This is a genomic window from Streptomyces sp. NPDC018693 (assembly GCF_044391385.1).
Lineage (GTDB): Bacteria > Actinomycetota > Actinomycetes > Streptomycetales > Streptomycetaceae > Streptomyces.
The window spans coordinates 26114-49833 of the sequence record NZ_JBIRZZ010000007.1 but is presented as its reverse complement, the minus strand read 5'-3'; the positions used below and the strand labels follow the sequence as shown (position 1 = coordinate 49833).

The 23720-nt window shown below is 72.7% G+C and carries 20 protein-coding genes; 7 read left to right on the top strand and 13 right to left on the bottom strand.

The window, feature by feature from the left end:
• Positions 1 to 3 precede the first annotated feature (3 nt).
• The 7 genes from murD to rsmH are packed head-to-tail and all read right to left on the bottom strand — an operon-like array spanning position 4 to position 9071.
• Entirely contained in the window at positions 4 to 1422 is a 1419-nt protein-coding gene (murD, locus tag ACH5AC_RS19715) for a UDP-N-acetylmuramoyl-L-alanine--D-glutamate ligase (protein WP_398863202.1), read from the bottom strand.
• Positions 1404 to 2474, bottom strand: a complete 1071-nt coding sequence (gene mraY / locus ACH5AC_RS19710) for a phospho-N-acetylmuramoyl-pentapeptide-transferase (RefSeq protein ID WP_398863555.1) — start codon at positions 2472 to 2474, stop codon at positions 1404 to 1406. The genes murD and mraY overlap by 19 nt, the downstream gene beginning before the upstream one ends.
• Positions 2474 to 3889 (bottom strand): UDP-N-acetylmuramoyl-tripeptide--D-alanyl-D-alanine ligase, encoded by a 1416-nt coding sequence (gene murF, locus ACH5AC_RS19705; RefSeq protein ID WP_398863201.1) that lies wholly within the window; start codon positions 3887 to 3889, stop codon positions 2474 to 2476. Before murF ends, mraY begins: the two co-directional genes overlap by 1 nt.
• A 4-nt stretch (positions 3890 to 3893) precedes the next feature.
• On the bottom strand, positions 3894 to 5549 hold the full coding sequence (locus tag ACH5AC_RS19700; protein ID WP_398863199.1) for a UDP-N-acetylmuramoyl-L-alanyl-D-glutamate--2,6-diaminopimelate ligase: 1656 nt from the start codon (positions 5547 to 5549) through the stop codon (positions 3894 to 3896).
• Positions 5550 to 5595: 46 nt separating this feature from the next.
• Positions 5596 to 7578, bottom strand: coding sequence for a penicillin-binding transpeptidase domain-containing protein (locus ACH5AC_RS19695; protein WP_398863198.1), 1983 nt, complete (start codon positions 7576 to 7578; stop codon positions 5596 to 5598).
• Positions 7571 to 8062 carry a septum formation initiator family protein gene (locus ACH5AC_RS19690; RefSeq protein WP_398863197.1) on the bottom strand — a complete coding sequence of 164 codons (492 nt, stop codon included), beginning with the start codon at positions 8060 to 8062 and terminating at the stop codon, positions 7571 to 7573. The genes ACH5AC_RS19695 and ACH5AC_RS19690 overlap by 8 nt, the downstream gene beginning before the upstream one ends.
• Positions 8063 to 8114: 52 nt before the next feature.
• Positions 8115 to 9071 carry a 16S rRNA (cytosine(1402)-N(4))-methyltransferase RsmH gene (rsmH, locus tag ACH5AC_RS19685; RefSeq protein WP_398863195.1) on the bottom strand — a complete coding sequence of 319 codons (957 nt, stop codon included), beginning with the start codon at positions 9069 to 9071 and terminating at the stop codon, positions 8115 to 8117.
• 365 nt (positions 9072 to 9436) lie between these two features.
• Between rsmH and ACH5AC_RS19680 the strand changes: the two genes are divergently transcribed.
• The 4 genes from ACH5AC_RS19680 (at position 9437) to ACH5AC_RS19665 (ending at position 15122) form a co-directional block, all read left to right on the top strand.
• Entirely contained in the window at positions 9437 to 9985 is a 549-nt protein-coding gene (locus ACH5AC_RS19680; protein ID WP_398863193.1) for a beta-class carbonic anhydrase, read from the top strand.
• 249 nt (positions 9986 to 10234) lie between these two features.
• A complete protein-coding gene (locus ACH5AC_RS19675; protein WP_398863192.1) occupies positions 10235 to 11272 on the top strand; it encodes an AAA family ATPase in 1038 nt (345 codons plus the stop codon).
• Entirely contained in the window at positions 11269 to 12642 is a 1374-nt protein-coding gene (locus tag ACH5AC_RS19670; protein ID WP_398863191.1) for a DUF58 domain-containing protein, read from the top strand. Before ACH5AC_RS19675 ends, ACH5AC_RS19670 begins: the two co-directional genes overlap by 4 nt.
• Positions 12639 to 15122 carry a transglutaminaseTgpA domain-containing protein gene (locus tag ACH5AC_RS19665; protein WP_398863190.1) on the top strand — a complete coding sequence of 828 codons (2484 nt, stop codon included), beginning with the start codon at positions 12639 to 12641 and terminating at the stop codon, positions 15120 to 15122. Before ACH5AC_RS19670 ends, ACH5AC_RS19665 begins: the two co-directional genes overlap by 4 nt.
• 184 nt (positions 15123 to 15306) lie before the next feature.
• Here ACH5AC_RS19665 and ACH5AC_RS19660 read toward each other — a convergent pair whose 3' ends face one another.
• The 3 genes from ACH5AC_RS19660 to ACH5AC_RS19650 all read right to left on the bottom strand — a co-directional run bounded on the left by ACH5AC_RS19660 (position 15307) and on the right by ACH5AC_RS19650 (position 17488).
• The gene (locus tag ACH5AC_RS19660) at positions 15307 to 15699 is read right to left on the bottom strand and encodes a DUF3040 domain-containing protein (protein WP_398863188.1); all 393 of its coding nucleotides are present in this window, start codon (positions 15697 to 15699) and stop codon (positions 15307 to 15309) included.
• 286 nt (positions 15700 to 15985) lie between these two features.
• Positions 15986 to 16756 (bottom strand): methyltransferase, encoded by a 771-nt coding sequence (locus ACH5AC_RS19655; protein ID WP_398863187.1) that lies wholly within the window; start codon positions 16754 to 16756, stop codon positions 15986 to 15988.
• A gap of 168 nt (positions 16757 to 16924) precedes the next feature.
• Positions 16925 to 17488: an SAV_6107 family HEPN domain-containing protein gene (locus ACH5AC_RS19650; protein WP_398863186.1), complete on the bottom strand. Its 564-nt coding sequence runs from the start codon at positions 17486 to 17488 to the stop codon at positions 16925 to 16927.
• Positions 17489 to 17645: 157 nt separating this feature from the next.
• On the opposite strand from ACH5AC_RS19650, the gene ACH5AC_RS19645 reads away from it, so the two are divergent.
• From ACH5AC_RS19645 to ACH5AC_RS19635, 3 genes are all read left to right on the top strand, one after another.
• Positions 17646 to 18278 (top strand): TetR/AcrR family transcriptional regulator, encoded by a 633-nt coding sequence (locus tag ACH5AC_RS19645; protein ID WP_398863185.1) that lies wholly within the window; start codon positions 17646 to 17648, stop codon positions 18276 to 18278.
• Positions 18279 to 18651: 373 nt separating this feature from the next.
• Positions 18652 to 19266 (top strand): DUF4126 domain-containing protein, encoded by a 615-nt coding sequence (locus tag ACH5AC_RS19640; protein WP_398863184.1) that lies wholly within the window; start codon positions 18652 to 18654, stop codon positions 19264 to 19266.
• A gap of 63 nt (positions 19267 to 19329) precedes the next feature.
• Positions 19330 to 20817, top strand: a complete 1488-nt coding sequence (locus tag ACH5AC_RS19635) for a phytoene desaturase family protein (protein ID WP_398863182.1) — start codon at positions 19330 to 19332, stop codon at positions 20815 to 20817.
• A gap of 67 nt (positions 20818 to 20884) precedes the next feature.
• Here the strand turns inward: ACH5AC_RS19635 and ACH5AC_RS19630 are convergent, their stop codons facing one another.
• The 3 genes from ACH5AC_RS19630 to thiE form a co-directional block, all read right to left on the bottom strand.
• Positions 20885 to 21829: a hypothetical protein gene (locus tag ACH5AC_RS19630; RefSeq protein ID WP_398863181.1), complete on the bottom strand. Its 945-nt coding sequence runs from the start codon at positions 21827 to 21829 to the stop codon at positions 20885 to 20887.
• Positions 21830 to 21885: 56 nt separating this feature from the next.
• Positions 21886 to 22809, bottom strand: coding sequence for a methylenetetrahydrofolate reductase [NAD(P)H] (gene metF, locus ACH5AC_RS19625; protein WP_398863180.1), 924 nt, complete (start codon positions 22807 to 22809; stop codon positions 21886 to 21888).
• A gap of 124 nt (positions 22810 to 22933) precedes the next feature.
• Positions 22934 to 23581 carry a thiamine phosphate synthase gene (thiE, locus tag ACH5AC_RS19620; protein WP_398863179.1) on the bottom strand — a complete coding sequence of 216 codons (648 nt, stop codon included), beginning with the start codon at positions 23579 to 23581 and terminating at the stop codon, positions 22934 to 22936.
• Between the last annotated feature and the right edge of the window lie 139 nt (positions 23582 to 23720).

The window sequence follows — 23720 nt, the reverse complement described above, 5'->3', positions numbered from 1 at the left end:
CGGTCAGGAGCCGAGTTCGCGAACCGCCTCCGCGAACGCGTCACCGCGCTTGTTGTAGTTGGCGAACATGTCCATGGAGGCGCAGGCCGGGGCGAGAAGCACCGTGTCGCCCGCCTCCGCGAGCCGTCGCGCCTCCTGGACGGCCTGGAGCATCGCCCCAGTGTCCGTCCGGTCGAGGTCCACCACGGGGACCTCCGGCGCGTGTCGCGCCAGCGCCTCACGGATCAGCGCACGGTCGGCACCGATGAGGACGACACCGCGCAGCCGCTTGGCCGACCTGGCGACCAGCTCGTCGAAGGTCGCGCCCTTGGCGAGCCCGCCGGCGATCCACACGATCGAGTCGTAGGCCGCCAACGAGGCTTGTGCCGCATGGGTGTTGGTGGCCTTGGAGTCGTCGACGTACGCCACGCCGTCCACGTCGGCCACGTGGGCGATGCGGTGGGCGTCCGGGGTGAAGGCCCGCAGACCGTCCCGTACGGCCCTGGCGGGCACCCCGAAGGCGCGTGCGAGGGCCGCCGCGGCAAGGGCGTTGGCGATGTTGTGCGGGGCCGGCGGGTTGACGTCGGAGACCACGGCGAGCTCCTGCGCGTTCTTCTGCCGGTTCTCGACGAAGGCGCGGTCGACCAGGATGCCGTCCACGACGCCGAGTTGGGAGGGTCCCGGGGTGCCGAGGGTGAAGCCGATGGCCCGGCAGCCCTCCTCGACGTCGGCCTCCCGCACCAGGTCCTCGGTGGCCTTGTCGGCGACGTTGTAGACGCAGGCGACCCGATTGCCCTCGTAGATGCGGCCCTTGTCGTGGGCGTACGCCTCCATGGAGCCGTGCCAGTCGAGGTGGTCCGGGGCGAGGTTGAGGACGACGGCCGAGTGGGCGCGCAGGGAGGGCGCCCAGTGCAACTGATAGCTGGACAGCTCCACGGCGAGGACGTCGTACTCCTCGTCGCCGAGGACCGCGTCGAGCAGCGAGACGCCGATGTTGCCGACGGCGGCCGTGCGCAGCCCCGCGGCCTTCAGGATCGACGCGAGCATCTGTGTGGTCGTCGTCTTGCCGTTGGTGCCCGTCACGCACAGCCAGGGCGCGGCGTCCGGACCCCGGAGCCGCCAGGCCAGTTCGACGTCGCCCCAGACCGGCACACCGACCGCGGCGGCCGCCGCGAACAGCGGCTTGTCCGGCTTCCAGCCGGGCGCGGTGACGATCAGCTCGGTGCCCTCGGGCAGGGTCGCGCCGTCGCCCAGTCGCACGGTCACGCCGAGCGACTCCAGCTCGGCGGCCTGCTCACGCGCGCGTGCGTCGTCGCCGTCGTTGACGACGGTGACCGTCGCGCCGAGCCCGTGCAGCACCTTGGCCGCCGGGACGCCGGACACGCCGAGTCCGGCGACGGTGACGTTCTTCCCCTGCCAGTCGGTCACTTCTCCGCTGCCCATCCCGCGTAGAAGAGGCCCAGTCCGACGATCACGCAGATGCCCTGGATGATCCAGAAGCGGACCACGACCAGGACCTCGGACCAGCCCTTGAGTTCGAAGTGGTGCTGCAGCGGCGCCATCCGGAAGACGCGCTTGCCGGTGAGTCGGAAGGAGCCGACCTGGATGACCACCGACATGGTGATGAGGACGAACAGACCGCCCATGATGGCCACCAGCAGCTCCGTGCGGGAGAGGATGGCCAGGCCCGTGAGGACACCGCCGAGCGCGAGCGAACCGGTGTCGCCCATGAAGATCTTGGCCGGCGAGGTGTTCCACCACAGGAAGCCGAGGCAGGCGCCCATCAGCGCGGAGGCGACGACCGCGAGGTCCAGCGGGTCGCGCACCTCGTAACAGGCGCCCGGGTTGGTCAGGGTCTCGCCGTTGGCGCAGGACTCCTGGAACTGCCACACGCCGATGAAGGTGTACGCGCCGAAGACCAGCACGGAGGCGCCGGTGGCGAGGCCGTCCAGACCGTCGGTCAGGTTCACGCCGTTGGACATCGCCAGGATCATGAACAGTGCCCAGACCACGAACAGCACCGGGCCGATCGACCAGCCGAAGTCGGTGATGAACGACAGCTTCGTGGAGGCCGGGGTGTTGCCGCGGGAGTCCGCGAACTGCAGCGAGAGCACCGCGAAGGCGATACCGACGATCAGCTGGCCGGCCATCTTCGCCTTGGCCCGCAGACCCAGCGAGCGCCGCTTGACGATCTTGATGTAGTCGTCGAGGAAGCCGACGAGGCCCATGCCCACCATCAGGCCGAGCACCAACAGGCCCGAATAGGAGGGCGGGTAGCCGGTGATGACCTTCGCCAGGAAGTACGCGGCCACCGTCGCCAGGATGAAGGCGATACCACCCATGGTGGGCGTACCGCGCTTGCTGGCGTGCTCCCGCGGGCCGTCGTCACGGATGTACTGGCCGTAGCCCTTGCGTGCGAGCAGCTTGATCAGCAGCGGAGTGCCGATCAGTGTCAGGAAGAGCCCGATGACACCGGAGAACAGAACCTGCTTCATCATCGGGCTGCGACCTCACCCTCGGCACCGGTCGCGAGCAGCGCCTGCGCGACGCCCTCGAGGCCGACCGAACGGGACGCCTTCACGAGTACGACGTCTCCCGGGCGCAACTCGCTGCGCAACAGGTCGACCGCCGCCTGTGCGTCGGACACGTGCACCGACTCCTCACCCCACGAACCCTCGTTATATGCGCCCAGTTGCAGCCAGGCGGCTTCCCTGCCGCCGACCGCGACGAGCTTGCTGACGTTGAGCCGGACGGCGAGCCGTCCGACCGCGTCGTGCTCGGCGAGCGCCTCGTCCCCGAGCTCGGCCATCTTGCCGAGCACCGCCCAGGTCCGCCGCCCCTTGCCCATGGCCGCCAGCGCACGCAGGGCCGCTCGCATGGACTCGGGGTTCGCGTTGTAGGCGTCGTTGACGATCGTCACGCCGTCCGGGCGCTCGGTGACCTCCATCCGCCAGCGGGAGAGGGAGCCCGCCTCGGAGAGCGCGGTGGCGATCTCTTCCGCGGACATGCCCAGCTCATGGGCGACGGCGGCCGCGGCGAGCGCGTTCGACACGTGGTGCTCACCGTACAGGCGCATGGTCACATCGCTTGCACCGGAGGGTGTGTGAAGCCTGAAGCAGGGCTGTCCGCTGTCCGTGAGTCGCACGTTCTCGGCGCGTACGTCCGCTTCGTCGGACTCTCCGAAAAGGACCACCTTCGCCTTCGTACGGGAGGCCATGGACCGGACCAACGGGTCGTCCGCGTTGAGGATCGCGGCACCCCCGTCCTCCAGGGAGGGCAGCGCCTCGACGAGTTCGCCCTTCGCCTGCGCGATCTGCTCGCGGCCGCCGAACTCGCCGATGTGGGCCGTGCCCACGTTGAGGACGAGGCCGATCCTCGGGGGCGTGAGGCCGGTGAGGTAGCGGATGTGGCCGATGCCGCGCGCGCCCATCTCCAGCACGAGGAACTTCGTCTCCTCGGTGGCGGACAGGGCGGTCAGCGGCAGCCCGATCTCGTTGTTGAGCGAGCCGGGCGTGAAGACGGTCGGCGCCTTGCGCCGCAGCACCTGGGCGATGAGGTCCTTGGTGCTGGTCTTGCCTGCGGAGCCGGTGAGGGCGACGAGGGTGGTGCCGAGCCGCTGGACGACGTGCCGGGCGAGCGCGCCGAGCGCCGTCTGGACGTCGTCCACGACGATCGCGGGCACGCCGACGGGCCGCGACGCCAGCACGGCGACGGCGCCCGCCTCGACGACCTGCGCCGCGTAGTCGTGGCCGTCGACGCGCTCGCCGACGAAGGCGACGAAGAGGCTGCCGGGCACCGCCTCGCGGGAGTCCCGGACGACGGGACCGGTGACCTGGACGGCCGGATCCGGTATGTCGTGGGTCTGCCCGCCGACGACTGTGGCGATCTCGGCGAGGGAGAGGGCGATCACAAGTTCATCCCTGGGTCTTCTGGATAGCTTCGCGAAGCACCTGGCGGTCGTCGAAGGGACGGACCACTCCGGCGATGTCCTGGCCCTGCTCGTGGCCCTTGCCCGCGACAAGCACGGTGTCCCCGGCGTGCGCGCGGGCCACGGCGGCGGCGATGGCGGCCGCCCGGTCCTCGAACAGCAGCACCTCGCCGCGCTCGTGCGCGGGCACCGAGGCCGCGCCTTCGAGCATGGTGGCGAGGATCGCGAGGGGGTCCTCGGAGCGGGGGTTGTCGGAGGTCAGTACGGCGGTGTCGGCGAGCCGCGCCATGGCGGCGCCCATCGGCGCCCGCTTGGTCCGGTCGCGGTCGCCGCCACAGCCCAGTACGACGTGCAGCCGGCCCTTGGTGACCTTGCGCAGCGCCTTGAGGACCGACTCGACGGCGTCCGTCTTGTGCGCGTAGTCGACGACCGCGAGGTAGGGCTGCCCGGCGTCCACGCGCTCCAGCCGGCCCGGCACCCCGGGCACGGCGGCGACGCCGTCGGCGGCGGCCCGCGGGTCGAGTCCGGCGGCGGCGAGGGCGACGATCGCGGCGAGGGTGTTGGCCACGTTGAACGGCCCCGGCAGCGGCGACCTGGCGGGGATCCGCTCGCCCTTCGGTCCTACGGCTGTGAAGGTGGAGTCCATCGGGCCGACCTCGACGTCCACGGCACGCCAGTCGGCGTCGGGGTGACCCTCGGCGGAGAAGGTGACGACGGGCACCTCGGCCTCCGTCACGAGCCGGCGGCCGTACTCGTCGTCGAGGTTGATCACGCCGAGCCGGCTGCGTTTGCGTGTGAACAGCTGTGCCTTGGCCCGGAAGTAGTCCTCCATGTCGGAGTGGAACTCCATGTGTTCCGGGCTGAGGTTGTTGAAGACCGCGATGTCGAAGACGCAGCCGTCGACCCGGCCGAGGACCAGGGCATGGCTGGAGACCTCCATGGCGACCGCCTCGACGCCGCGTTCGCGCATGACGGCGAACAGTGCCTGCAGGTCGGTGGCTTCGGGGGTGGTGCGCTCGGACTTGATGCGCTCGTCGCCGATGCGCATCTCGACGGTGCCGATGAGGCCGGTGGCCTTGACCGTCCTGAGCCCGCCCTCGACGAGGTAGGCGGTGGTGGTCTTGCCGGAGGTGCCGGTGATGCCGATCTGGAGCAGGTCGCGGCCCGGATGGCCGTAGATGGTGGCCGCCAGCTCACCCATGCGCCCGCGCGGGTCGTCGACCACCAGGACCGGCAGGCCGGTCGCGGAGGCGCGTTCGGCTCCGGTCGGGTCGGTCAGTACGGCGACCGCGCCCAGGCCCGCGGCCTGGGTGACGAAGTCGGCGCCGTGCAGCCGGGCGCCCGGGAGCGCGGCGTAGAGGTCGCCGGGGCGGACGGCGCGCGAGTCATGGGTGATCCCGGTGACCCCGGCGGCGCCGCCCGGCGCTGGCGCACCCAGCTGACCGGCGAGTTCCGCGAGGGGTGTGGCGGAGACCTGGACCGGTCGCGGCGGCCCCGGGTATGTCACGGAAGCGCCCTTCTGGGTGGTTCGGGACTGATCAGCGTGTGGCACGGCGGTGAGCGTACCGGGCTGACCCGCCTGGGAGCGAAGCGAGGGAGCGTGCGGTGTGCGGTTCCCGGGATCGGGAGTGATCATGGTCACGGGCTGGTTCCTGGCTGTTCGGCGCTGAACATGGGCGGACGGGGACTCAGGGCGTGAAGGTGACCGGCAGGTTCGCGGGCTGGGCGCCGGTCGGGGGGACCTGGAGGGTCTTGAGGGCGAACTCCATCACCTGCTTGAAGATGGGGCCGCAGATCTGGCCGCCGAAGTAGCTGCCCTTGGTGGCGTTCTGGATCGCGCAGTAGACGGTGACCCGGGGGTTGTCGGCGGGTGCGAACCCGGCGAAGGACGAGGTGTAGCCCTTGTAGGTGCCGGTGGCCGGATCCACGCGGTTGGCCGTACCCGTCTTGCCCGCGACGCGGTAGCCGGGGATGCGCGCCTTGGTGCCCGTGCCCTCCCGGTCGTCCACCACCGACTCCAGCATCTGGGCGAGCGTCTTCGCCGTGCTGTCGCTGACCACCCTGGTCTTCCGGGGTTCCGGCGCGGGGGTGAAGCGTCCGTCCGGTCCCTTGGTGCCGCGGACCAGGGTCGGTTCGACACGGACGCCGCCGTTGGCGATGGTCGAGTAGACGGAGGCCGCCTGCACGGCGTTGACGGACACGCCCTGGCCGAAAGGAATCGTGTACTGCTGCGAGGTCGACCACGTGTCGGCCGGGGCGAGGATGCCTCTGGTCTCGCCGGGGAAGCCGAGCCCGGTGGGGCTGCCGATGCCGAACTTGCGCAGGTAGGAGTAGAGGACCTGGTTGGCCTCGGGCTGGGTCTCGCCGAGCTGCCCGGTGGCCAGGATGGTGCCGATGTTGGACGACTTGGCGAGCACGCCGTTGAGCGTGAGGTACCAGGTCTCGTGGTCGATGTCGTCCTGGAACAGCCGGTCGCCGCGGTGCAGCCGGTTGGGCACGGTGACGTGCGTGAGCGGGGTCGCGGCATTCTCCTCCAGCACGGCGGCCATGGAGATGACCTTGGCGGTGGAGCCGGGCTCGTAGGCGTCCTGCAGGGCCGCGTTGCCCATGTTCGCCGAGGAGGCCGTGGACAGGTCGTTGGGGTCGAAGCCGGGCGAGTTGGCCATGGCGAGGATCTCGCCGCTGCGGGTGTCCTGGACGATGACGTAGCCGCGGTCGGCCTTGGACTTCTTCACCTGCTCGGTGATGGCGCTCTGCGCGGCCCACTGGATGTCGCGGTCGATGGTCAGCTCGACGTCGGAGCCGGGCACGGCGGGCGTCTCGGTGGAGCCCGCGGTGGGCACCTGGCGGCCGCCGGACTGGGCGTAGCGGATCTTGCCGTCCTTGCCGGCGAGGGTCTCGTCCAGCTGCTGCTCGATCCCGCCGCCGCCCTTGCCCTCGGCGTTGACCCAGCCCAGTATCCCGGCGGCCAGGGTGCCGTTCGGGTACACACGCTTGCTGCTGGGCACGGCGAAGACACCGGCGAGGACGTTGACGGTCGACCCGTCGCTGTCGGCCTTGGTGGCGAGCGCGCTCTTGAGGTCCTTGATCTGCTTCCAGACCTGCGGGGTCTGCCGGCCGGCGAGCTTGGTGTAGCGCGCGTTCTTGTTCTCGGGGCGCAGCTTCGCGACGATCGCGGACTGCTCCTGGCCGAGGATCGGGGCGAGGAGGGCGGCGGCCTGCTCGGGGCCGTCGTCGACCTTCAGCTGCCCGGCGGCGAACATCGTGGGGTCGGCGGTGATGTCGTAGGCGTCCTCGCTGGTGGCGAGGGCGAGTCCGCTGCGGTCGGTGATCTGGCCGCGTTCGGCGGCCAGCACCTGGCCGACGTAGCGGTTCTGCTCGGCCTTGGCGGCGTAGGTGCCGGCGTCGACGGCCTGCACCTGGAGCAGTCGTACGACGAAGGCGAGCAGGACGAGGGTCAGCGCGACGCCGACCAGGCGCAGCCGGGGGCGGGGGCTGCCGAGCTTGAGGGCGCGCGGGGCCGCCGGGCGGGGCACGGCGGGGCGGCGGGCGGGCCGGGCGCCGGGGCCCGGGCGGCTTGGGCGCCCGCTCTGCGCGGACGCGGGGCGGGAGGGCCGGGCGGGGCCTGGCACGCGGCGGCGCGGCGGCTGCCTGCCGGGGATGTCAGCCACTTCCGTCACCTGCCGGGGTCGGGGTGGGCGTGGGGGCGGGGGGCGTCTGCTCCAGGGCCTCCGTGAGCGTGATGGCCTCCGGCGGGCGTACGGCGCCGGAGGCACCGGCGCCGGACCGGCCGGCGGCGGGCGAGGGAACGCCCTTGACGGTGCCGTCGGGGTTCAGGAAGGCCGGATCACCGCCGGGCACCATGCCGAGCTCCCGGGCCCGGCGCTGCAGGGCGTCGGGGGCGGAGTAGGAGTCGATGTCCCGCTGCAGGGCCTGTTCCTCGTCGGTGAGGCTCTTGGTGTCCCGCTTGAGGTCGTCCATGCGGAACGAGCCCTCGCTGAGCGCCGAGTTGAGCACCAGCAGACCGATCAGGCCGCCGCCCAGCAGCAGCACCACGAGGAGCACGAAGGGGGTACGGGCAGCCTGCGTGGGCCGCGCGGGGAACAGCCGCGCGAGCCGGGCGGCCCGCCCCTTGAGTTCGCGTCTCCCGCTCATCGGCCCTCCCCGGGTCCGCGCCCGCATGCCTGCGGCACCGCCCTCACGCCCCTCATTCAATGGACTCCCTGATCCGCTCGGCCCCCCGAAGACGCGCCGGGGCGGCCCGGCGGTTCTCGGCGATCTCGTCCTCGGTGGGAAGTTCGGCACCGCGCGTCAGCAGCTTGAGCCGGGGCTGGTAGCGCTCGGGGACGACGGGCAGCCCGGGCGGGGCGGTGGAGGCGGCGCCGGCCGCGAAGACCTGCTTGACCAGCCGGTCCTCCAGCGAGTGGTACGACAGCACGGCGATCCGCCCACCCACGGCGAGCGCCTCCACGGCGGCCGGGATCGCCCGCTCCAGGACGGCGAGTTCGCCGTTGACCTCGATCCGCAGCGCCTGGAAGGTGCGCTTGGCCGGGTTGCCGCCGGTGCGCTTGGCGGCCTGCGGCAGCGCGCCGCGGATCAGCTCCACGAGCCGCGCGCTGTTCGTGAACGGCTCCTTCTCACGCTCGCGCACGATGGCGGAGACGATCCGCTTGGCCTGCTTCTCCTCGCCGTACGCGCGCAGGATGCGCACCAGTTCGCCGGGCGGGTAGGTGTTGAGGACCTCGGCGGCGCTGATGCCGGTCGTCTGGTCCATGCGCATGTCGAGCGGGGCGTCCTGGGCGTAGGCGAAGCCGCGGTCGGCCTCGTCGAGCTGCATGGAGGAGACCCCGAGGTCGAACAGGACGCCCTGCACGCGCGCGATGCCGAGCCGTTCGAGGACGCGGGGCAGTTCGTCGTAGACGGCGTGCACGAGGGTGGCGCGCTCGCCGTAGGGTGCGAGGCGCTCGGCGGACAGGCGCAGGGCTTCCTTGTCGCGGTCCAGGGCGATGAGCCGGGCCTCGGGGAAGGTGTGCAGGAGGGCCTCGCTGTGGCCGCCGAGGCCGAGGGTGCAGTCGACGACCACCGCTCCGGGCTGCTGGAGGGCGGGGGCCAACAGGTCCAGGCAGCGCTGGAGCATCACCGGGACGTGTCGACTGTCGCTCAAGGGGCCCTCTCAGGTCCGGCGGGCGGTCCGCACCGCCGGGAGGAGACCGAGCCGTACGTACGCGCCGCGCACGCGGGGGAGACATCCGGCCGCGCCGGGGTCTCGCAGGGGGAATTCGGTGCAGGGAGCGTCTCGCCTCCCGCTTCGCGTCACTTTAGTCCACCCTGTCTCGCGGTCAATCAACCGGCCTGCGCGTCGCGGCCCAGGGTGGGCGTGAAGCGGCGAATCCAGGAATTTCACCCCTACGGACGTCCTGCCGCCACTCGTGTGGGTTATGTCACAGGGGGCGCGTTGACTCTCTTTTCCCGCTCTTTTCCCACTCTCACAACGCGACCCGACCGACTGTGACCAGTAACGTCATGACTATGACGACTTCCGCATCGGTACCCACCGGCTCCGGCGACGCCATAGCTCGCACCGGCACCGTCACCGACCGCCTCGTGGAGGCGAACGAGCGGTACGCCGCCGACTTCACCGACCCGGGCATGGACGCCCGGCCCGTCCTCAAGGTCGCCGTCGTGGCCTGTATGGACGCCCGTCTCGACCTGCACGCCGCGCTCGGCCTGGAGCTCGGCGACTGTCACACCATCCGCAACGCGGGCGGTGTCGTCACCGACGACGTCATCCGTTCCCTCACCATCAGCCAGCGCGCCCTGGGCACCCGCAGCGTGGTCCTGATCCACCACACCGGCTGCGGTCTGGAGACCCTCACCGAGGAGTTCCGGCACGACCTGGAGATGGAGGTCGGCCAGCGCCCGGCCTGGGCCGTGGAGGCGTTCCGGGACGTCGAACAGGACGTACGGCAGTCCATGCAGCGCGTGCGGACCTCGCCGTTCCTGCTGCACACCGACGACGTGCGCGGCTTCGTCTTCGACGTGAGCACGGGACTGCTGCGGGAGATCGACCCCAGCTGACGAACCGGCCGCCCCGCACGCGGCCGGCTGTCAGAAAGCTGTCATCAGTGCGGTCAAAGGCCCTAGGGCCGGACATATCACGGGCAGTTGTCCACAGGCGAGTGACACGAATCGGTAACGGCGGCAAGAATGCCGGTGGGGCGCCCCGCGGAACTTTTCGCGCGCGGTGCTCGTGATTCGGGGTGGGCCGTCCCCGGCGCGGAGTGCGCGGAGTGTCGGCCCGGAGAAAGAACGGGCCGAGGAGGGCCGGTGACGACCTATGACGATCGAGCAAGCCTTACAGATCTGACTGCCACTGTGGAGCGGATCCGCAGTTCGGTGGAGGGAGTGATCGAGGGCAAGCCCGAGGTCGTACGGCTTTCGCTGACAGTGCTGCTCGCCGAGGGACATCTTCTGATCGAGGACGTCCCGGGCGTGGGCAAGACGATGCTCGCCAAGACGCTGGCGCAGTCCATCGACTGCTCGGTGCGGCGCATCCAGTTCACTCCCGACCTGCTGCCCTCGGACATCACGGGTGTGTCCATCTGGGACCAGCAGCGCCGGGACTTCGAGTTCAAGCCGGGCGCGATCTTCGCCCAGATCGTGATCGGCGACGAGATCAACCGCGCCTCGCCCAAGACCCAGTCGGCACTGCTGGAGTCCATGGAGGAGCGCCAGGTCACCATCGACGGCCAGTCCTACGAGCTGCCCGCGCCGTTCATGGTGGTGGCCACGCAGAACCCGGTCGAGATGGAGGGCACCTACCCGCTGCCCGAGGCCCAGCGCGACCGCTTCATGGCCCGTGTCTCGATGGGCTACCCGAGCCCCGAGGCCGAGCTGCAGATGCTGGACGTGCACGGCGGGGTGAGCCCCCTAGACGACCTCCAGCCGGTCGCGCACGCCCACGAGATCGTGAAGCTGATCGACGCGGTCCGCGGGGTGCACGTCGCCGAAACCGTCCGCCGCTACGCGGTCGACCTGGTCGCCGCCACCCGCACCCACCCCGACCTCAGACTCGGCGCCTCCCCGCGCGCGACACTGCACCTGCTGCGCGCGGCGAAGGCGTCCGCGGCCCTGAGCGGCCGGGACTACGCGCTGCCGGACGACGTCCAGCACCTCGCGGTCCCGGTCCTGGCCCACCGTCTGCTGCCCACCGCCCAGGCCCAGCTCAACCGCCGCACCTCCGAGCAGGTCGTCCAGGAGATCCTGCAGCGCACCCCGGTGCCCACGACGCCCCAGCAGCACGGCTACGGCGTCCCGGGCGGGATATCGGGCTACGGCCAGCAGCCGCCCGGGAGGCTCGGATGACCACCGGCGCGGCCGGGCCGGCGGACGATAGCGGCCGGGGCGACAAGGGCGGAGTGCGCACGGCCCTGGCCGGTCTGACCACCCGCGGGCGCTCCTTCCTGGCCGCCGGTGTCGCGGCCGCCATCTGCGCCTACGTCCTCGGCCAGCCCGACCTGCTCCGGGTCGGGCTGCTGCTGGCGGCGTTGCCCCTGATCTGCGCGGCCGTGCTCTACCGCACCCGCTACCGGGTGGCCGGCAGCCGCCGGCTCTCCCCGGCGCGTGTGTCGGCCGGCAGCGAGGCCCGCGTCCATCTGCGGATGGACAACGTCTCCCGGCTGCCCACCGGCCTGCTCATGCTCCAGGACCGGGTGCCCTACGTCCTCGGCCCGCGCCCCCGCTTCGTCCTGGACCGGGTCGAGGCGGGCGGCCGCCGCGAGGTGTCCTACCGGGTCCGCTCCGACCTGCGCGGCCGCTATCCGCTGGGCCCGCTCCAGCTGCGGCTGAGCGACCCGTTCGGCATGTGCGAGCTGACCCGCTCCTTCTCGACGTACGACACGCTGACCGTGGTCCCGCGCGTCGAGCCGCTGCCACCGGTGCGCCTCGGCGGCGAGGCCCAGGGGTACGGCGACGGGCGGCAACGCTCCCTCGCTCTGGCCGGCGAGGACGACGTGATCCCGCGCGGCTACCGCTACGGCGACGACCTGCGCCGGGTGCACTGGCGCTCCACCGCCCGCCACGGCGAGCTGATGGTGCGCCGCGAGGAGCAGCCGCAGCGCTCCCACTGCACGGTCCTGCTCGACACCCGGGCCGTCGCCTTCCTGGGCGCGGGCCCGGACTCTGCGTTCGAGTGGGCGGTCGCGGGCTGCGCGTCGGTGCTGGTGCACATGCTGGAGCGGGGCTACTCGGTGCGGCTGCTGACGGACACCGGCAGCTCGGTGCCCGGGGAGGGCGCCGAGGGGTTCGCCGGGTCCGGCCAGGAGTCGGCGGACGCGGCCGGACTGATGATGGACACCCTCGCGGTGATCGACCACTCCGACGGCGCGAGCCTGTCCCGCGCCCACGACGTGCTGCGCGGCGGGGGCGAGGGGCTGCTGGTGGCCTTCCTCGGCGACCTCGACGAGGAGCAGGCGGCGATCGCGGCGAGGATGCGCCGGCGCAGCGGCGGCGCCATCGCCTTCGTGCTGGACAGCGAGACGTGGACGCGTGAACCGATGGGCGGGCCCGATCCGGTGAACGGGCAGGAGGAGCGGCTGCGGATGCTGCGCGAGGCGGGCTGGACGGCCCTGAGCGTGCCGCGGGGTGCCTCGCTGCAGGAGCTGTGGCGCCAGGCGGACCGGGAGCGCACCGGGGTCGTGACGGCGGGCGGCGCGAACCGGGGGGAGGCCGGATGATCAGCGGACGGGCACGCGTGACCCTGTGCTCGGCGGTGGCCACACTGCTGGCGGGCACCGCCCTGTTCCCCCTGGTGGACCCCGACTCGTGGTTCCCGCAGGCGGCCCTGCTGCTGGCGATCCAGTCCGCGGTCGGCGCGGCGGCCCGGCGGATGACGCTGCCCCGTGTGCTGACCGTGGTCGCGCAGACGCTGGTGATGATCGTGCTGCTGACCGTGGCCTTCGTCCGCGAGTCGGCGATCGCCGGGCTGATCCCCGGCCCGCAGGCGTTCCAGCACTTCGGCGACCTGCTCCGGGCCGGCGCGGACGACGTGACGCGGTTCGCGGCCCCGGCCCCGCTGTCCCCCGGAATCCGGCTGATGCTGGTCGGCGGTGTGCTGGTGATCGGTCTGGCGGTGGACACCATCGCGGTCACCTTCCGCAATGCCGCGCCGGCCGGTCTGCCGCTGCTCGCGCTGTACTCGGTCGCGGCGGGGCTGTCCACCGGCGACCGGGACTGGCTGTGGTTCCTGGCCGCCGCGGCCGGCTATCTGATGCTGCTGCTGGCCGAGGGCCGTGAGCGGCTCTCGCAGTGGGGCCGGGTCTTCGGCGGCGCCCCGCGCGCGCCCGGCGAGCCGTCCGGCCCGGTGGCCCCCGTGCGCACCGGCCGGCGTATCGGCGTGGCCGCCCTGGGTGTCGCGCTCGCGGTGCCGCTCCTGCCGCTGCCCGCCATCCAGGGCGGCCTGCTGGGCGGCACGGGGTCGGGCGTCGGCGCGGGCTCCGGCGGCGGGGGCACGATCTCCGCGGTCAACCCTCTGGTGTCCCTGCGCGACAGTCTCAACGTGGAGGAGGACCGCACGGTCCTCACCCTGCGCACCACCAGCACCAACCTCTCCGACCTGTATCTGCGGATCGTCTCCCTGGACGACTTCGACGGCACCACCTGGAAGCCGTCGAAGCGGCGCGTCGTCGCCGTCCCCGAGCAGCTGCCCACGCCCGTCGGCCTGGGCCCGGACATCAGGCGCACGGAGATCGCCACCCGCATCCGGGCGGCCGACTGGTACGCCCAGGACTGGCTGCCGATGCCGTATCCGCCCAGCACCGTCACCGTCAGCGGCGCCTGGCGGTACGAACCGGTCGGCATGACCCTCGTGGGCGACCACCGGGAGACCACCCGCGGCAAGACCTACGAGGTGCGCAGCCTTGAGGTGCGGCCGACGGCGGACCAGCTGAGGAAGGCACCGGAGGCCCCGGGCTCGCTGCGCGGCGAGTACACCCGGGTCCCGGACTCGCTGCCGCCGGTGGTGTACCGCACGGCCCTGGACATCACCAAGGACGCCACGACCGACTACGAGAAGGCGGTCGCCCTCCAGGACTACTTCGCGGCGACGGGCGGCTTCCAGTACGACACCGAGGTGGCGGTCGGCGAGGGCCGGGACGCGATCGCCCGCTTCCTGCGGGACAAGCAGGGCTTCTGTGTCCACTTCTCGTTCTCCATGGCCGCGATGGCCCGCACGCTGGGCATACCGGCCCGGGTCGCGGTGGGCTTCGCGCCCGGCTCCCCGCAGTCGGACGGCACGGTCGCGGTGAGCCTGAAGGACGCGCACGCCTGGCCCGAGCTGTACTTCGAGGGCGTGGGCTGGACCCGCTTCGAGCCGACGCCCACCCGGGGCACGACGCCCACGTACACGGTGCCGGACACCTCCGGCCAGCCGGTGCCGGACCTGCCGCAGGCGTCCCGCTCGGCGGACGCGGCCCCGTCGACCGCGCCCTCGGCGAGCAGCAGCTGTGCGGTGGCCGACCGCCGGGAGGGTGGCTGCGACCTGGCGCTGCCGCTGGGCCCGGAGGAGAAGGGCGGCGGTGGCCCGCCCTGGTACCAGATCGCCGGCTGGAGCGCGCTCGGGCTGGCGGCTGTGGTCCTGCCGCTGCTGCCGATGGTGTGGCGGCTGAGACGGCGGTCGGTGCGGCTGGCGTCGGCCCAGCACTCCGCGGCCGCGGTGACCACGGCGTCCCCGGGCCGCGGTGGCGGGGCGGCCGGTGCGATGCCTGCCGTGCACGGCTCCTCTCAGGTGGTCAGCGAGGCTGCCGTGGGGCATGTGCTGGCGGTGTGGCGCGAGCTGATCGACACGGCGTGGGACTACGGCATCGAGCCGGACGAGGCACTGACCCCGCGCCGGGCTGCCGAGCGCATCGTGCGGATCGGGGAGCTGGACGAGGCGGCGGCGCGGTCGGTGCACCGGGTCGCGGGCGCCGTGGAGCAGGTGCTGTTCGCGCCCGAGCCGCGGGCCGAGGCGGGGCTGGCGGGCGAGGTGCGCACCGTGCAGGCGGCCCTGCGGGCGCGGGTGAGCCGGCGCACGAGGGTGCGTGCGGTGCTCGCACCGCGTTCGGCCGTCCGCGCGGTCTGGGACCTCACGGACCGCCTGCAGGCCCTCAGGTCGAGCTGGGCCGTGCGCTGGGCGCAGCTCATCCGACGCCCGTGGGGCCAGCACCAGGGCGGCTGACGCCGCCATACAGACCGGCCCCGGTCCCCTGGGATTCCCAGGGGACCGGGGCCGAGTGCTGCGGGCGGTCGACGGGCTGCGTGTCGCACTGTTCGCGCGCATGCCTGAGGGGGTGACCGCCCGGCTGGGTGGTCACCCCCTCAGAAACGTCTGAGCGGCGTCAGTCAGGAGCCGTAGGAAGTGGTCAGTGACCCTGCTCGTCACGGCGGCGCTGCCAGCGCTGCTCGATGCGGTCCATCATGGAGCGCTTCGGCCGCCGTCCCTGACCGCGGGCTTGCGGGGCACCGGCGGGCTGTTCGCCCGGCTTGGGGGCCTTGCGCCAGCCGGTCACGGCGAGAACCGCGCAGCCCAGCATGACGAGGAAGCCCACCACACTGAGCCAGACCTGCTTGGCGACCATACCGGCCATGAGGAGCGCGATACCTACGAGGAAGCCAGCGACCGCCTGGTAGACCCGCCGCCGGGTGTACGTACGCAGCCCGCTTCCCTCAAGCGCCGACGCGAACTTGGGATCTTCGGCGTACAGCGCTCGCTCCATCTGCTCGAGCATGCGCTGCTCGTGCTCCGAGAGCGGCACGGAGTCCTCCTCATCGTGCAGTCGCCGGGGCGACCCGGGGGGTCCCTTCAGGATAGGCAGGGAATCGCCCCCATGAAACCCGCCCCTCTACGCCAATTGGCCAACCGGTACCCGTCATGGCCGTCCCGGCTCGCTGAGGCTTCCATTCCCCAGCGGCCGGCCCGTCATGCCGGGGCGGTCTCCTTCGATCATACGGCGCCCAAGGCGTGAACGGGGGTCCTGTGGCGCACTCCATCCGCTGCGGAGATGCTGATCAGCGGCTACGCCACATGAGGCGGGAGGGCACTCAGCCCTCTTCTGCCCCATCTGTCTCACCGAGCACATGAATCTGTGTGGCCACGGAGTGGAAGGCGGGCAGCTCGGCCGCGGCCTCCTCCAGCTTCAGCAGGGCGTCCAGGGCGCCGGGCTCGGTGTCCACCAGGACGCCGGGGACGAGGTCGGCGAAGACCCGCACGCCGTGCACCGCCCCGACCCGCAGGCCCGCGCCCTCGACCAGTTCGGTGAGCTGCTCGGCGGTGAAGCGCCGCGGGACGGGGTCGCCGGTGCCCCAGCGGCCGTGCGGGTCGGTGAGAGCCTGGCGGGCCTCCTTGAAGTGGCCGGCGAGGGCCCGTGCGAGCACGGCTCCGCCGAGACCGGCGGCGAGCAGGCTGAGCACGCCCTCGGGGCGCAGCGCGGCGACGGCGTTGCGGATGCCCTCGGCCGGGTCGTCGACGTACTCCAGGACGCCGTGGCACAGCACGGCGTCGTAGCCGCCGCGCTCGACCACGTCGAACAGGCCGTGGGCGTCGCCCTGCACACCGCGCACCCGGTCGGCGACATCGGCCTCGGCGGCGCGGCGCTCCAGGGCGAACAGCGCGTTGGGGCTGGGGTCGACGACGGTGACGCGGTGCCCCAGACGGGCGACGGGCACCGCGAAGTTGCCGCTGCCGCCGCCGGTGTCGAGGACGTCCAGGGACTCCCGGCCCGTGGCCTTGACGCGGCGGTCGAGGGCGTCCTGGAGGACCTCCCAGACCACGGCGGTACGGAGGGAGGCGCGGGGGCGCTGCGGGTCCGACACGGCAGTTGACTCCTCGGCGCGGCACCGCCTTGTGTGCGGCGGAGCGAACGGGCTGCCTCCCCGGCCCCGGGCTGCCGGAGGGGGAAGGCTTCAGGCGCCTTCCACCCTATTGCCTCGACCGCCGTACCTGGTCATCGCCGGTCGCCCGGTCCGGCCCCGCCGCCGGGGTCAGCCCGCGTCCGGCAGGTCCGGTCGCGCGGCGGGGCCGTCCGGGTCGTCCCCGGCCTGGCGTGGCGGGGGCAGGACCGGCTGGAGGACCAGCATGCGCTCGACGAGGCGGATGAACATCGCCACGTCGCGTATCAGGTCGTCGGCGTCGCGCTGGCTCGCCGCGCCCGCGATGCCCGCCTCGGCCCGGGCACGGCGCCGGGCTCCGGAGGCGAACAGCGCGCTCCACTCGGTCAGTTCGGGCGCGATCTCGGGCAGCACTTCCCAGGCGCTCCGGATGCGGGTCCGGCGCCTGGGCGTGGGCTCCGGACGGGCGCGGGCGGCGAGGACGGCGGCGGCGGTGCGCAGGGCCGCGAGATGGGCCGTCGCGTAGCGCTCGTTGGGGGTTTCCAGGGCGGCCGCCTCGTCCAGTCCGGCGCGTGCCTGGGTGAGCAGGTCGAGGGCGGCGGGCGGGGCCGTGGTCCGGCGGAGCACGGGGTGCACATCGCTCGCGGGGCCGGTCAGTGAGGGGGCAGGGCCGGTGGCGCGGCGCCGGCGGGCGGCGGCTGCGTGGGAGCTGGCCATGACGAACCTCCTGTCGTCTGGTGACGGCACGCACTGTCCGGTGGTGCCGTATGTGCCCATCGTGCGGTATACCACTGACAATCCGTTCTGACCTGGGCTTTTCCCCCGAAGGGAGGTTCGGGCCGAGGCTGTGACATTCGGGGGCACAATCAGACGCATGGAAAGCAGCACCACGTCGGGCGGCGGCACCCGCCGCGAGGCCACCCGACAGAAGCTCTACGAGGCGGCCGTCACCCTCATCGCGGAGCAGGGTTTCTCCGCCACCACGGTGGACGAGATCGCCGAGCGGGCCGGGGTCGCGAAGGGCACGGTCTACTACAACTTCGCGAGCAAGTCGGTCCTCTTCGAGGAGCTGCTGCGGCACGGCGTGGGCCTGCTCACCGCCTCCCTGCGGCAGGCCGCCGAGGACAACGCGCGCGGGGGCGGTTCCCAGGTGGACGCCCTGGACGCGATGATCCGCGCGGGGCTGGTCTTCATCGACCGCTATCCGTCCTTCACCCAGCTGTACGTGGCCGAGCTGTGGCGGACCAACCGGGCCTGGCAGTCGACGCTGACGGTGGTCCGGCGGGAGGCGGTGTCCGTCGTCGAGGACGTGCTGCGCAGGGGCGTCGAGGGCGGGGAGTTCAGCGAGGAGATCGATGTGCAGTTGACCGCGGCCGCGCTGGTCGGCATGGTGCTGGTGGCCGCGCTGGACTGGCAGGCGTTCCAGCCGGAGCGGTCCCTGGACGACGTCCACGCGGCGCTGTCGCGGCTGCTGCAGGGGCGGGTGAGCGGACCGCGGCGGGCCTAGCCTCGCCGTGCCGCACGAAAACGCCGGTCCGAGGTGGCCGCATCCCCCACGGCCGCCGCGAACCGGCGCTTCCTGGTGCTCCCCCGTTCCCCGTTTCCCCCGCCCGGTCGTTTCCTTGCTTCCCCCCTTCACTTCCCCCGTTGTCTCGCTCCCGCCGACCGGGTCGGCGGAAGGAGCGGTCCAGGACCGGCGCCGTTCCGCCGCCCCGTGTCGGCGGTGCCGGCGCCGGGCCCCTTCCCGTGCCTCCACTCTCCCGTTCCCGCAGGTGGCCCCCCATCCGCGCGCGTACTCATCTCCCCGCCTAGGTATGTGTACTCAGACCTGTGTGCGCATCCCCACGACGGCCGCGCACCGCCTGGATACGATCACCTCCGTGTCCGTACTCCCTCTGCTCTTCACCAGTGGCTGGGCCAGCGGTGTCAACGCGTACGCGGTGGTGCTGCTGCTCGGTGTCTTCGGCGCGACCGGCGTGAGCGACGACGTCCCGGAGACCCTGCAGCGCCCGGAGGTGCTCGCGATCGCCGGGGTGCTGTTCCTGTGCGAGGCGGTCGCCGACAAGATCCCGTACGTCGACTCGGCGTGGGACACCGCGCACACGCTGATCCGGCCGGCGGCCGGCGCCTGGGTCGCGGCGCTGCTGGCCGGGCAGAGCGGCTCGCTGTCCGAGGTGGCGGCGGGCGCGCTCGGCGGTTCGACGGCGCTGGTCAGCCATCTGGTCAAGGCGGGGACTCGGATGGCGGTCAACTCCTCGCCGGAGCCGTTCAGCAATGTGATCGTGAGTCTCGCCGAGGATCTCGCGGTCGGCGGCCTCATCACCTTCGCGATATTCCACCCCACGGCGGCGGCGGTCATCGCGGGCTCGCTGCTGCTGCTCGGCGTGGTGACCCTGTTCTTCCTCGTCTCCCGCATCCGCCGCTTCCTGCGCCGCAGGGCCGAGCGCCGGCAGGAGCGCCGCGTCGCGGCCGGGGCGGGCGCGACGCCCGGGTGACGCCCGCCCGCCGGGCACCGGCCGCCGGTCGCGTTGTCAGTGGCGGCGGATAGGGTCGCAGGCATGGCACGGATTGTGGTGGTCGGCGCCGGGATGGGCGCGATGGCGGCTGCTGCCCGGCTGGCCGTCGCGGGCCACCGGGTGGTGGTCCATGAGCGGACGCGGACGTACGGCGGGGCGGTGCGCCGGGCCGAGCGGGACGGCTTCGTCTTCGACACCGGACCGGGGCTGCTGCCCCTGCCCGCGGTGTACCGCGATCTGTTCGTCAAGACCGGCAAGGAGCCGCTGGAGCGGTGCGTCGAGCTGGTCCAGGTCGACCCCTGCGCGCACCACGTCTTCGCGGACGGCACCGAGGTGTCCCTGCCGAACGCCTCACGCGCGGGCGTCGTCTCGGCGCTGGACGAGGCGCTCGGGGCGGGCGTCGGGCGGCGCTGGGGGGACTTCCTGGTCCGCGCCCGCGAGTCCTGGGACCGCACCCGCCGGCCGCTCCTGGAGGAGCCGCTGTGGCCCAACTGGTCGGTGCTGGCCGACCGCGAGCCGTATCCGGCGGTCCCGCACAAGAGGCTGCTGCGCACCCGCCGGGCGGCCACGCTGGCCGAGGTCGGCGCCTGGGAGCTGCGTGACCCCCGGCTGGCCGCCCTGCTGGAGAGCCACGCGCTCGCGTACGGCCTGGACCCCCGGGTCACCCCGGCGAGCGCGGCCGTGCTGCCGTACATGGAGCACGCCTTCGGGATGTGGTATGTCCGGGGCGGGATACGGGAGTTGGCCCGCGCGGTGTACGAGCGGTGTCTGGCCCGGCGGGTCGAGTTCGTCTTCGGGTCCGAGGTCACGGGGGTCGTGGAGAAGGACGGCCGGGCGGCGGGTGTCGAGCTCGCCGACGGGAGCGTGGCGGAGGCCGATTTCGTGGTCGCCGGTGTCGCACCCGGAGCGCTGGAAAGGGGACTTCCCGTCCGCGCCGCCGACGAGGTCGCGCCCCAGCGGGGGCTGCCCAGCCGACTCGCGGTGCTGCTGGCGCTGCGGGGCGGGCGGCCGGAGGGGGTGGCTCATCGGACGGTGGTGCACGCGGCGGACCGTGAGGGCGAGCTGGCCGGTGTGTTCGGTACGGAGTCCGACGCGCCCTTCGCCCCCACCGTCACCGTGCTGCGCCCCGACGATCCCGCGCTGGCCCCGGACGCCGGTCATGAGGCGGTCGTGCTGTCCGCGGTGGTCCGCGCGGGCGCGGACGGCCGGACCGAGGACCGCGTCGAGGGGATGCTCGCCGCCGCCGAGCGCGCGATACCCCGCCTGCGTGACCGGCTGCTGTGGCACGAGGTGCGTACCCCGGCCGACATCGCCGAGGCGACTGGTGCGGAGGGCGGGGCGGTACCGGCGCCGGCGCTGGCGGCGGCCGAGGGGCGGCTGCTGCACCCGTCCAACTCCACGGGGGTGTCGGGCCTGTTCACCGTCGGCGGCTGGTCACATCCCGGGGGCGGTCTGCCGCATGCCGGGATGTCGGGCGCGCTGGTGTCCGGACTGATCGTGGAGGGGCCGCAGTTCAGGGGCTCGCAGTGAGCGGTGGGCCCCGCCCTCCGATGGTGCGGGACGCTCGGGGGCCGCGTCCGACGCCGGTGTCGCCGACTCAGAACCGATACTGCTCGTCGTACCCGTTCCCCTGCTGCCCGCCCCCCTGGTAGGGGTACTCCTGCTGCTCGGGCGGGAGTTCGCCGCCGAGGGGGTCGTCGGTGGTGCGCTGCTGCGGGACCCAGACGCCGCCGGCCGGCGTCTCGCCGTAGCCGCCGGTGCCGTACTGGTCGGCGTAGTTCTGCTGGTCGTAGCCGGTGTCGTAGGTGGCGCCGCCGTAGGTCTGCGTGCCGATGTACGGGTCGGAGTAGGCGGCGTACTGCTGCTGCCCGCCGGAGGTGTCGTAGTCGTAACTCTGCTGGCCGTAGCCCTGGTAGCCGTCGTAGCCGTAGTTCTGGTCGGTGCCCTGGCCTGAGCCGGCGTACTGGTCCTGGGGCCCGCCCGTGGTGGCGGCGTAGGCGGTGTCGCCGTATATGCCGTAGGAGCCGGTGTCGTCCGGGAGGGGCTGCGGCTCGTAGACGGCGGTGGTCTCGGCGGCGGTGGGCTGCTGCGCCCGGGGGGCGGGCGTGAACACGTCGTCGCGGTCGTAGTCGTCGTCGTAGGACGGGGTGCGGTCCTGGTCGTAGCCGAGGGCCTCGTCGCCGTAACCGTCCGTGTCCCGGCCGGGGGCGGTCGCGGGTGCCTCCAGCGGGGCGTCCGCGTCCTCGGACCTGCCGCGGCGGCGCTTGGTCACGAACGCCTCGCCGTCGGGGCGCTTGACCGCCCAGCCCGACGCGAAGCCACGGCGGAACGACAGCGTGACATAGGTCTGGCCGACGGCGAACGCGGCCGCGCCCAGCGCGATGACGATGACGGACGGGATCAGCACGCCCACGACGACACCGAGGAAGCCGGCGAACGCCAGCAGCCGCCAGCGAAGCCGTGCCTTGTACTGCAGCAGCACCTCGCCCAGCAGCCACAGCGCGACGATGCCGAACGCGATGTAGAGGACCGTCCAGCCCATGTACGCCCCTCTCCCAGTGGCCGCTACGCAGTGTGTCGTACCGCGAGGCGACCGGTCTAGGCCCGCGGAGGGTGCTGCAGGCCCAGGTTCTCGTAGATTTCCAGGGTCGCCGTGGAGTTGTTGAGCGTGATGAAGTGCAGCCCGGGCACTCCCTCGGACAGCAGCCGCGCGCAGAACTCCGTGGCGAACTCGATGCCAATGGAGCGTACAGCGGCCGGATCGTCTTTGGATGTGAGGATCCGCTCTTTCAGCTCGGCCGGGAAGTGGGCGTTGCTGAGCTTGGGCAGTCGCTCCAGCATCTTCACGCTGGTCACCGGCAGGACCTCGGGGATCACCGGGGTGTCGCAGCCGGCCGCCGCCACACGGTCGCGCAGCCGCAGATAGCTCTCGGGCTGGAAGAACATCTGGGTGATGGCGTAGTCGGCGCCGGCCCGGCACTTGTCGACGAAGTGCGCGACGTCCGTGTCCCAGTCGGCGGAGCGCGGGTGCATCTCGGGGAAGGCGGCGACGCCCACGCAGAAGTCGCCCGACTCCTTGATGAGCCGGACGAGTTCGGCGGCGTAGGTCAGGCCCCGGGGGTGCGGGATCCAGTCGCCCATGGGGTCGCCGGGCGGATCGCCGCGCACGGCGAGCATGTTGCGGATCCCGGCGTCGGCGTACTGGCCGATGATGTTGCGCAGCTCGGCGACGGAGTGGTCGACGGCGGTGAGGTGGGCGACCGGGGTGAGCGTGGTGTCGACGACGATCTGCTGGGTCTCCTTGACCGTGGTCGCCCGGGTGGAGCCGCCGGCGCCGTAGGTCACCGAGACGAAGTCGGGGGCCACCGCCTCGACCCTGCGGAGCGCGTTCCACAGGCTCCGCTCGCCCTTGGGGGTCTTCGGCGCGTAGAACTCGAACGAGTACGTCGTCTTGCCGGCAGCCAGGATGTCGCGCACGGTGCGTGCGCGGTCCGTCCTGGTGGATGCGGTTCCGAGGGCCATACCCGCAGGTTAGTCAGGGTGTGCCGGTCCCCCAACCAAGGCGCGGAAATTTGACCGAATTGTCCGCTTGTTGTCCACCTATCGGACAACCGGCCGTTCTGAGCGCTACGGGCGACCGGCCCGCTCAGGCCGTCCGCAGCCGCTTCGCGATCTCCGCCGCCGCCGCTCCCGGGTCGTCCGCCTCGGTGATCGCGCGGACCACGACCACCCGCCGGGCGCCCGCCTCCAGCACCTCGTCGAGATTGCCCAGGTCGATGCCGCCGATGGCGAACCAGGGGCGGTCGGTCCCCAGGGAGGCGGTGTACCGGACGAGGCCGAGTCCAGGGGCGGGGCGGCCGGGCTTGGTGGGGGTGGGCCAGCAGGGGCCCGTACAGAAGTAGTCCACGCCCTCCTGGACGGCGGCCGCGGCGGCCTCCGCCTCGCTGTGCGTGGAGCGGCCGATCAGCACGCCCTCGCCGAGGATCGCGCGGGCCGCGGGCACGGGCAGGTCGCCCTGGCCGAGGTGGAGGACGTCGGAGGCGGCGGCGTGGGCGACGTCCGCGCGGTCGTTGACCGCGAGCAGCTTGCCGTGGCGGGCGCAGGCGTCGGCGAACACCCTCAGGTGCTCCAGCTCCTCACCGGCCTCCATGCCCTTGTCGCGCAGCTGGACGATGTCGACACCGCCCGCGAGGACGGCGTCGAGGAACTCCGGGAGGTCGCCCTGGCGCCTGCGGGCGTCCGTGCACAGGTACAGCGAGGCGTCGGCGAGGCGGGCACGGGCGGTGTCGGGCATACGGGTGTCCCCCCGGGGCAATGGCGTGCGGCCCCGACAGGGCCGCCCCCCGGGCGGGTATTCGGTACGGCGCTGCGGGGGCGGGGGGGCGGGGCAGACCGCGCGCGCCAGGGCGCGCCCCATCACCAACCAGCCCCGC

What these genes read in the sequence shown, in the direction of transcription:
- ACH5AC_RS19665 (WP_398863190.1), top strand. Translation starts at nt 12,639, where the DNA reads ATGATCAGCGGACGGGCACGCGTGACCCTGTGCTCGGCGGTGGCCACA.
- ACH5AC_RS19680 (WP_398863193.1), top strand. Translation starts at nt 9,437, where the DNA reads ATGACGACTTCCGCATCGGTACCCACCGGCTCCGGCGACGCCATAGCT.
- ACH5AC_RS19670 (WP_398863191.1), top strand. Translation starts at nt 11,269, where the DNA reads ATGACCACCGGCGCGGCCGGGCCGGCGGACGATAGCGGCCGGGGCGAC.
- murD (WP_398863202.1), bottom strand. Translation starts at nt 1,422, where the DNA reads ATGGGCAGCGGAGAAGTGACCGACTGGCAGGGGAAGAACGTCACCGTC.
- ACH5AC_RS19645 (WP_398863185.1), top strand. Translation starts at nt 17,646, where the DNA reads ATGGAAAGCAGCACCACGTCGGGCGGCGGCACCCGCCGCGAGGCCACC.
- metF (WP_398863180.1), bottom strand. Translation starts at nt 22,809, where the DNA reads ATGGCCCTCGGAACCGCATCCACCAGGACGGACCGCGCACGCACCGTG.
- ACH5AC_RS19630 (WP_398863181.1), bottom strand. Translation starts at nt 21,829, where the DNA reads ATGGGCTGGACGGTCCTCTACATCGCGTTCGGCATCGTCGCGCTGTGG.
- ACH5AC_RS19650 (WP_398863186.1), bottom strand. Translation starts at nt 17,488, where the DNA reads ATGGCCAGCTCCCACGCAGCCGCCGCCCGCCGGCGCCGCGCCACCGGC.
- mraY (WP_398863555.1), bottom strand. Translation starts at nt 2,474, where the DNA reads ATGAAGCAGGTTCTGTTCTCCGGTGTCATCGGGCTCTTCCTGACACTG.
- ACH5AC_RS19690 (WP_398863197.1), bottom strand. Translation starts at nt 8,062, where the DNA reads ATGAGCGGGAGACGCGAACTCAAGGGGCGGGCCGCCCGGCTCGCGCGG.
- ACH5AC_RS19635 (WP_398863182.1), top strand. Translation starts at nt 19,330, where the DNA reads ATGGCACGGATTGTGGTGGTCGGCGCCGGGATGGGCGCGATGGCGGCT.
- thiE (WP_398863179.1), bottom strand. Translation starts at nt 23,581, where the DNA reads ATGCCCGACACCGCCCGTGCCCGCCTCGCCGACGCCTCGCTGTACCTG.